Origin of the sequence: Streptomyces sp. NPDC005899 (genome assembly GCF_040629645.1) — a bacterium.
Taxonomy (GTDB): Bacteria; Actinomycetota; Actinomycetes; order Streptomycetales; family Streptomycetaceae; genus Streptomyces.
The window spans coordinates 1-7851 of sequence record NZ_JBEXWB010000302.1 but is presented as its reverse complement, the minus strand read 5'-3'; the positions used below and the strand labels follow the sequence as shown (position 1 = coordinate 7851).

The following is a 7851-nucleotide window of genomic DNA, read 5'->3' as shown; positions in this document are numbered from 1 at the left end:
GTCCGCGGTGCCGGACGGCGCGCAACGGAAGGGGGACGGCGCGAAGGACGGCGACGCCCGCGAGGTGGCGCCACCCGACTACCTCTCGACCTTCGCCCTCGACGTGGACACCGCCAGTTACGGATACGCGCGCCGCACCCTGGGCGAGGGACGCCTGCCGACGCCGGAGACGGTGCGACCGGAGGAGTTCGTCAACAGTTTCCGCCAGGGTTACGAGCGGCCGAAGGGCAACGGCTTCTCGGTCGGCGTGGACGGTGCCCGGCCCGGCGGCGACGCCGCTGACTGGTCCCTCGTGCGGGTCGGACTGGCCACCGGGGCCGCCACCGGCACGGGTGAACGCCCCCCGGCCGCGCTGACCTTCGTCGTCGACGTCTCCGGATCGATGGCCGAGCCGGGCCGCCTCGATCTGGCCAGGACGTCGCTCGGCATCCTCACCGACGAACTGCGGGACGACGACTCCGTCTCCCTGGTCACCTTCAGCGGCGAGGCCGAGACCCGGCTGCCGATGACCCGCCTCCGGGGCAACCGCACCAGGATCCGGGACGCCGTCGCGGCGCTGGAACCCGGCGACTCCACCAACGTGGCGGCCGGTGTCGAGCGCGGCTACGAGGAAGCGGTGGACGGTCACCGCGAGGGAGCCACCAACCGGGTCGTCCTGCTCTCCGACGCACTCGCCAACACCGGTGAGACCGACGCCGACGCGATCCTCGCACGCGTCGGGGACGCACGTAAGGAGTACGGCATCACCCTGTTCGGCGTCGGTCTCGGCAGCGACTACGGCGACGCACTGATGGAACGCCTCTCCGACAAGGGCGACGGCAACACCACGTACATCGCCGACGAGGCCCAGGCCAGGAAGGTCTTCGTCGACCAACTGCCCGCGCACGTCGAACTGCGGGCCCGGGACGCCAAGGCCCAGGTGGCCTTCGACCGCAGGACCGTCCGGCAGTTCCGGCTCATCGGCTACGAGAACCGCAAGGTCGCCGACGACGACTTCCGCGACGACACCGTCGACGGCGGCGAGGTGGGCCCCGGCCACACGGTGACCGCGCTCTACGCCGTACGCCTCCGCGCGGGTGCCTCCGGCCACGTGGCGACCGCGACCGTCCGGTGGCTCGACCCGGCCACACGGAAGGCGCACGAGGAGTCCGGTTCGGTGGGGACCGGCGCGATCGACGGCGAGCTGTGGGACGGCGCGGGCGCACGGCTCCAGGTGGCGGCGGTAGCCGCGTACTTCGCGGACACCCTGCGCGGCGGCGACCTGCCGGGCACACCGCCGCTCGGCACACTCGCCGAGCGGGCACGGAAGCTGGCCCGGACCACGGAGGACGGCTCGGTCGGGAAGCTCGCGACGGCGATCGAGCAGGCCGACCGGCTCAGGAACGGCGGCGGCGACGAGCCGACGGGTGGCGAGGGCGAGGTCGGCTGACACGGCTCGTCCGGGCCCGGCGGGAGACCGCTTCCCGCCGGGCCCGCTCCGGCAGGCGGGCCCTGTCGCGGACGCCCCGTCCCGGACCCCCTGTCGACGCCCACCGGCGACGGGCCGGCGTGGGGGAGTTCCGCGAGGAGTGAAGCGACACAAGCCGCATTCGGGAGGCGGACGACCGTGGCCCGCGGGCCGCTTCCCGCCGTCCCACGCTCACACGGGTGCGGACGAGCGCTTCCGCGTCACCCTGCTCACGCCCGCGTCTCCAGGGCGGCGGGACCGGAGGCCGCGGGATGGTCCGGGCCCAGCAGGACGACGAGGCCGGCCCTGCCGGGGACGGGCACGGGGACCTGGTGCCATCCGGCGCGCCGGTAGAAGCGCAGCGAGGCCCCGGCGTGTGTGGACGTCAGCAGCCAGCACCGACCGTCCACAGCGCCCTCGGACACGGCGGTCAGCAGCGCCGCGCCCACCCCGGCGCCGCGTGCGCCCGGGGCGACGGCCAGTTCGTTGATTTCCACCGCCCCGCAGAGCCACGCCCTGACGCGCCCGCCGCCGAGCGCGCGGGCCACGTCTCCGTAACTGCGGTCGGTGGGGAAGACCGGGGGCGTGGTCCACGCGGTGGCGAAGCCGAGCACGGTGTCCGCGTCCACGGCCAGCGCGGCGGTGAACCCGGGGCGCTCGGCGTCGGTGGCGAGCCGCTCGACGTACGCCGCCGCCGCTGCGGGGTCCTCGTTCCACGGCGGCGCCGAGAACACCTCGGCGTACACCCGCCGCACGCCCTCCGCGTACGCGGGAACGTCCTGGCCACTCACCTGTCGGACCCGCATGGCCGCATCCCTCCCGAGCCGCTCGGCGGGTACAGGATAGGGCGCGGTGGACGGGGTGTCGCCGGCCGGCGACCGGGCCACGGCCTCGCGGAGCGTCGGACGGGGGACGGGCCACCGCCTCCGGGCTTCAGGCGGACCGCCGGACCAGGTGCTCGGTGAACCACTCCGTGGCCAGACCCGCGACCTGGTCGAGGGCGCCCGGCTCCTCGAAGAGGTGGGTGGCGCCCGGGACCACCTCCAGGCGGTTCTCACAGCTCAGCGCCGACTGTGCCTGCCGGTTGAGGTCGATCACCGTGTTGTCGGCGCCGCCCACGATGAGCAGCGTGGGTGCCCGGACGCGGGACAGGTCCGCTCCGGCCAGGTCGGGGCGTCCGCCCCGGGAGACCACCGCGCCGACGCCCGAGCCGGGTGCGGCGGCGGCCCGGAGCGCGGCGGCCGCACCCGTGCTCGCCCCGAAGAGACCTGCCGGAAGGGACACGCGGCGCTCCAGCCAGCGGGTGGCGTCGGCCAGCCGGCCGGCGAGCAGCCCGATGTCGAAGACGTTCGCCCGGTCGTCCTCCTCCCCGGGCGTCAGGAGGTCGAGGAGGAGCGTGCCGAGGCCCGCCCCGTTCAGCCCGGCCGCCACGGAACGGTTGCGTGGGCTGTGGCGGCTGCTGCCCGAACCGTGGGCGAAGACCACGACGGCCCGCGCGCCCCGGGGAAGCACGAGGTCCCCGGCGAGGCCGGCGCCGCCGGACACGACCTCCACCTCCTCGGCTACGGCCGGCGTGGAGCCGTCGCCCGAAGGCGCCCGTGCCAGCAGGGAGACGACCTCCTCGTCGGAGGTCTGGGAGAAGTCGCGGTACCACTCACCGACTGCGGAGAAGAGGCCGGGCGTGGACAGGCACACCACCTCGTCCACGTCCTCGCGCAGCCGGACGGCCACGTCCGGGGAGGCGACCGGCACGGCGAGCACCACGTACCCGGCGCCCTGGGCGCGTACGACCTGGCAGGCGGCCCTGGCGGTCGCCCCGGTGGCGATGCCGTCGTCCACCACGATCACGGTACGGCCCGTCAGGGGGAGGCGCGGGCGGCCCTCCCGGTACGCGTGCGCCCTCCGCGCGAGCTCCGCCTCCTCGGCCCGCTCGACGGCTGCGAGGTCCTTCTCCCGGACCCCGGCGTGCCGGACGATGTCGTCGCTGATGACCCGTGCCCCGCCCTCGCCGATGGCGCCGAAGCCCAGCTCCGGGTGGTGGGGGACCCCGAGCTTGCGGACCACGGCGACGTCCAGCGGGGCTCGCAGCTCCCGCGCGACCTCGTACGCGACCGGGACGCCGCCGCGCGGCAGGCCCAGGACGACGGGGTCGCGCCGTCCCAGGTGCCGCAGCGCCCCGGCGAGCTGCCGCCCGGCGTCGGTCCGGTCGGTGAACAGCACGATGGTTCGCCTCCGATGCCTCCGGCGGGGCGCGCCGGCGGGGCCCCGCACACCTCCACTTCCGAAACAAGCCCATGCCCGGGTGTTCGGCAAGTCAGGGCGTGCGCCGTCACGGGGAGAACCGGGGTTCCCCGTCGGCCGTCCCTTCTCGGGGGTGCGCTCACCGGCTCACTCGTCTCCGGCACCTGCGGGGGCCTGGGCGCAGGTCACACCGCGCCGGTAGGCCTCCAGCCATGCCTACGCCTTCTCCCTGGTCTCCAGCGGCTCCTCACCGGGCATGGGGGCTTCCACGTCGTCGACCGTCGCCGCGTACCCGCGTACCCCTCGATGGTGTTCGATCCGGCGATCGCGGGTGGTGAGGTTGCGGCGCAGCTGCCGGGCCGAGCGCGGGGCGGCCCGGAGCAGGCGCGAAGGGGGCTGTCGAAGCGAGGAGCGCGTCACCGCGCGTTCTCCGTGGCGCCCTTGGAAACCCCCTGGCAAGCCGGACGGTGCCGGGCCGCCCCGGGCCGCTCGATGCCTGTCCCGCGCTTACGCGTCCTCTACGGGGCACTCTCTAGTGTGCGTTCGACCAGCGGAAAGGCCCTCCGGGGTGGAGGGCCTCACAGTGGTGCGCGCTGTGTGCCCCCGGCAGGACTCGAACCTGCGGCCAAGCGCTTAGAAGGCGCCTGCTCTATCCACTGAGCTACGGGGGCCGGTGCCGGCCTCTACGGCCCGGAGGGCGCTGATTCAAGCCATCCGTGACCGTGCCGGGACAAGGATAGGGCTCAGATCACCTCGTCCCGGTTGCTTCACCTGCGTGACACGATGTGGAGGTTCAGTGAAGCGAACCGATAATCGCAGGTAGGTGCGATTCGTGCATCGCTTTTGGCGCCTCGCGCCCCGGGTGTTGTGCAGTCGTTATGCCTGCGTCCCACTCGTCCCCTCTGTCCCCCGGGATGGATTCGCCGCGCAGAGAGTCCTATACGCTTCAAAAAGCCGTCATAATTGGGCATTCTTCCCATGTGGTAACCATCGATGTACGGCCCCAGCTCATCGACGCACTCTCCGCCCTGCGCGACTGTGTCGCCGCCGTGCGTCTTCCGCTTCCGCTGCCCCAGGCCGAGCGGGCCCGGCAGACGAGAACCGAACTGCTTGCCCAGCTGGACGACTACCTCGTCCCCCGCCTCAAGGACCCCGAGGCGCCGCTGCTCGCCGTGATCGGAGGATCCACCGGCGCGGGCAAGTCGACACTCGTCAACTCGCTGGTGGGCTGCCGGGTCAGCGAGGCCGGTGTCCTGCGCCCCACGACGCGGACCCCGGTGCTCGTCTGCCACCCGGACGACCACCACTGGTTCGCCGGAGTCCGGGTGCTGCCCCAGCTGACGCGGGTGTGGCTGCCGCCCGGCCAGGCCCAGGACCGGGACGGGCCCGACCACTTCGGGGCGGACGGCGACCGCGACGGGACCGTGCTGCGCGTGGAGACCGCGGCGACGCTGCCCCGGGGCCTCGCCCTCCTGGACGCCCCCGACATCGACTCGCTCGTCGTGCGCAACCGGGTCCTGGCCGCCGAACTGATCTGCGCCGCCGACGTGTGGGTCATGGTCACCACGGCGTCCCGGTACGCCGACGCGGTCCCCTGGCACATGCTCCGCACCGCCAAGGAGTACGACGCCTCGCTGGTCACCGTTCTGGACAGGGTGCCGCACCAGGTGATCACCGAGGTGTCGCGGCAGTACGCGGCCCTCCTGACCCGGGCCGGACTGGGCGACGTGCCCCGGTTCACCATCCCCGAACTGCCCGAGTCCGCAGGTGGTGGCAGCGGCCTGCTGCCCACCACGGCCGTCGCCCCGCTGCGGGCCTGGCTCACCCACCGGGCGCAGGACCCGGCCGCACGCCAGCAGGCGGTGGGCCGTACCGCGTCCGGGGTCATCGACTCGCTCGACGCACGGCTGCCCGAACTGGCCGGGGCCGTGGCCGCTCAGTACGCGGCGGCCGTGCGGCTGACGGGTGTGGTCGAGGATGCCTACGCGAAGGAGTCCTCCCGGGTCCGGCGGCGCCTGCGGGACGGAGCCGTGCTCGCCGGGGGCGCCCGCACCCGGTGGCGCGGATATCCGCTCTACAGCACGGCCGGTGAGCTGCTGGACGCACTCGTGGAAAGCCTGGCGGCGCTGCTCCAGTGTGCGGTGGCCGCCGCCGACGAACAGATCCGCACCGCATGGCGGCGGGACCCCGCCGCGGGCGGCTTCCGGTTCGAGGGCCCCGGCCGGGAGGCCGGCGGCTGGGGGCCCGCGGAGGACGTGCAGGGCCGGATCGCCATGGCCGTACGGCGCTGGCGGCGGGTCCTGGAGGAACTGGCCGAGGAGGAGGTGCGGCTGCTGGAACGCGGCGCCGCACCCGACGCCGAGACCGTCGCCGCGCTGCTGGCCGCCTCCCTGCTGGGCGGGCGCCGGGCCCGGAGCGCCGGTGAGCAGCTCGCCGAACGCATCGGGGCCCAGGGGGCGTTGCGGCTGGGCGACAAGGGGGGCGCGCTGCTCACCAGCTACCTGGAACAGGTCCTGCTCGCCGAACGCGACCGGCGGCTCGGACCACTCGACGCACTCCAGGTCTCCCCGGAACCGCAGGCCGAACTCATTGCCGCGCTGTCCGTACTCCAGAAGGCGAGGTGGCAGCGATGACTGCCGTCACTGATCAGGGCCGCGACCACGGGCCGGCACCGGAGCCCGGCAGGAGCCGGGAGGACGACGGGGCCGGCGAGCCGCGCCGGGACGACGGGACCGGCGAGCGGGCCGACGGACGGCGCCGGGACGACGGCACCGGCGAGCGGCACTGGGACGACGGCCTCATCGCGCGGCGTGCCGCCGACGCCGTACCGGGGGACGCCCGGGCGGACCTCCTGCCGGACGACGACGCGCGGCCGCAGGTCGAGGCGTACGGACTGCCGGGCGGCGCCCTCGGGCAGCGGGTCGACGCGCTGCGCGAACTGGTCGGGCTCTCCCGCGCCAGGATCGAGGGGGAGGTCCTCGCCGAGGCGGGACGGGTGCTCGACGAGGCGTCGGCCCGCCGGCGGCTCTCCTCCCGGCACACGGTCGTGGCCGTCGCGGGCGCCACCGGCAGCGGGAAGTCCACGCTGTTCAACGCCCTCGCGGGGGCCCAGATCTCCGACACGGGGCTGCGCAGGCCGACGACGTCCTCGCCGATCGCCTGCAGTTGGACGGACGGTGCCGCCGGGCTGCTGGACAGGCTGGCCATCCCCGGCCGGCTGCGGCGCAGGCCGGTGCCGGGCAGCGCGCAGGCCGACGAGGCGCTGCAGGGCCTCGTGCTGGTGGACCTGCCCGACCACGACTCGGCGGCCACCGGCCACCGGGACCAGGTCGAACGGGTCCTGGCGCTGGTCGACGCGGTGATCTGGGTGGTCGACCCGGAGAAGTACGCGGACGCCACCCTGCACGAGCGCTATCTGCGTCCGCTCGCGGGGCACGCGGAGGTCACCTTCGTGGTGCTCAACCAGATCGACCGGCTTCCCGGTGAGTCGGCCCATCTGGTCCTGGACGACCTGCGCAGGCTGCTCGACGAGGACGGCATGGTGGTCGGGGAGCACGGGGAGCCGGGCGCGACCGTCGTGCCGCTGTCCGCACTCACCGGCGAGGGGGTCGCCGACCTGCGCGAACTGCTCGGAAAGCTGGTGCAGGACCGTGCGGCGGCGACGCTGCGGCTCTCCGCCGACGTGGACGCGGCGGCCGCGCGGCTGCGACCCGTGTACGTCGCGGAGGGGCGCCCAGGCCTCGATGAGCGGTCCCGCGAGCAGTTCACCGACCGGCTCGCGGAGGCCGTCGGCGCGACGGCGGCCGGTCAGGCGGCGGAACGGGAGTGGCGCAGGAACGCGGGAAGGGCCTGCGGGACGCCGTGGCTCCGGCTGTGGCGCTGGTACCGGTCCACCCGGCAGATCGGCGGCCTGGACCTGATGGCCCAGGTGCTCGCACCTCCCGCGGAGGACGAGCTGACGGCCCGGCAGCGGGTGGAGCAGGCCGTGCGGATGCTGGCGGACGACGCCGTCGAGGGACTGCCCGCCCCGTGGGCCCAGGCCGTGCGGGAGGCGGCGGTGAACGGCGCGCGCGGACTGCCGGAGGCCCTGGACGAGCTGTCACGGAACGCCGGCCCGCCGCCGGGCGGCGGGACCCGCGGACGTACGGGGGGCCGGCGCGTGG

The 7851-nt window shown here is 74.7% G+C and carries 6 protein-coding genes and 1 tRNA gene; 3 read left to right on the top strand and 4 right to left on the bottom strand.

Annotated elements, in window-relative coordinates; translation table 11 throughout:
- Positions 1-1429, top strand: a 1429-nt coding sequence (locus ABZ371_RS25745; protein WP_358683763.1) for a von Willebrand factor type A domain-containing protein, incomplete at its 5' end; no start/stop codon positions are given.
- Between the two features lie 248 nt (positions 1430-1677).
- On the opposite strand, the gene ABZ371_RS25740 is transcribed toward ABZ371_RS25745, so the two are convergent.
- The 4 genes from ABZ371_RS25740 to ABZ371_RS25725 all read right to left on the bottom strand — a co-directional run bounded on the left by ABZ371_RS25740 (position 1678) and on the right by ABZ371_RS25725 (position 4359).
- The gene (locus ABZ371_RS25740) at positions 1678-2253 is read right to left on the bottom strand and encodes a GNAT family N-acetyltransferase (protein WP_358683761.1); all 576 of its coding nucleotides are present in this window, start codon (positions 2251-2253) and stop codon (positions 1678-1680) included.
- 127 nt (positions 2254-2380) lie between these two features.
- Complete coding sequence (locus ABZ371_RS25735) at positions 2381-3667, bottom strand: phosphoribosyltransferase (RefSeq protein WP_358683759.1); 1287 nt, start codon at positions 3665-3667, stop codon at positions 2381-2383.
- A 237-nt stretch (positions 3668-3904) separates the two neighbouring features.
- Complete coding sequence (locus ABZ371_RS25730; protein WP_358683757.1) at positions 3905-4108, bottom strand: hypothetical protein; 204 nt, start codon at positions 4106-4108, stop codon at positions 3905-3907.
- A gap of 178 nt (positions 4109-4286) precedes the next feature.
- A tRNA-Arg gene (locus ABZ371_RS25725) sits at positions 4287-4359 on the bottom strand.
- A gap of 318 nt (positions 4360-4677) precedes the next feature.
- Between ABZ371_RS25725 and ABZ371_RS25720 the strand changes: the two genes are divergently transcribed.
- Both ABZ371_RS25720 and ABZ371_RS25715 read left to right on the top strand, forming a co-directional pair.
- The gene (locus ABZ371_RS25720) at positions 4678-6321 is read left to right on the top strand and encodes a dynamin family protein (RefSeq protein ID WP_358683765.1); all 1644 of its coding nucleotides are present in this window, start codon (positions 4678-4680) and stop codon (positions 6319-6321) included.
- Positions 6318-7851 (top strand): GTP-binding protein (locus tag ABZ371_RS25715; RefSeq protein ID WP_358683755.1); only part of this gene is annotated, 1534 nt, incomplete at its 3' end. The genes ABZ371_RS25720 and ABZ371_RS25715, both read left to right, overlap by 4 nt.

What these genes read in the sequence shown, in the direction of transcription:
- ABZ371_RS25740 (WP_358683761.1), bottom strand. Translation starts at nt 2,253, where the DNA reads ATGCGGGTCCGACAGGTGAGTGGCCAGGACGTTCCCGCGTACGCGGAG.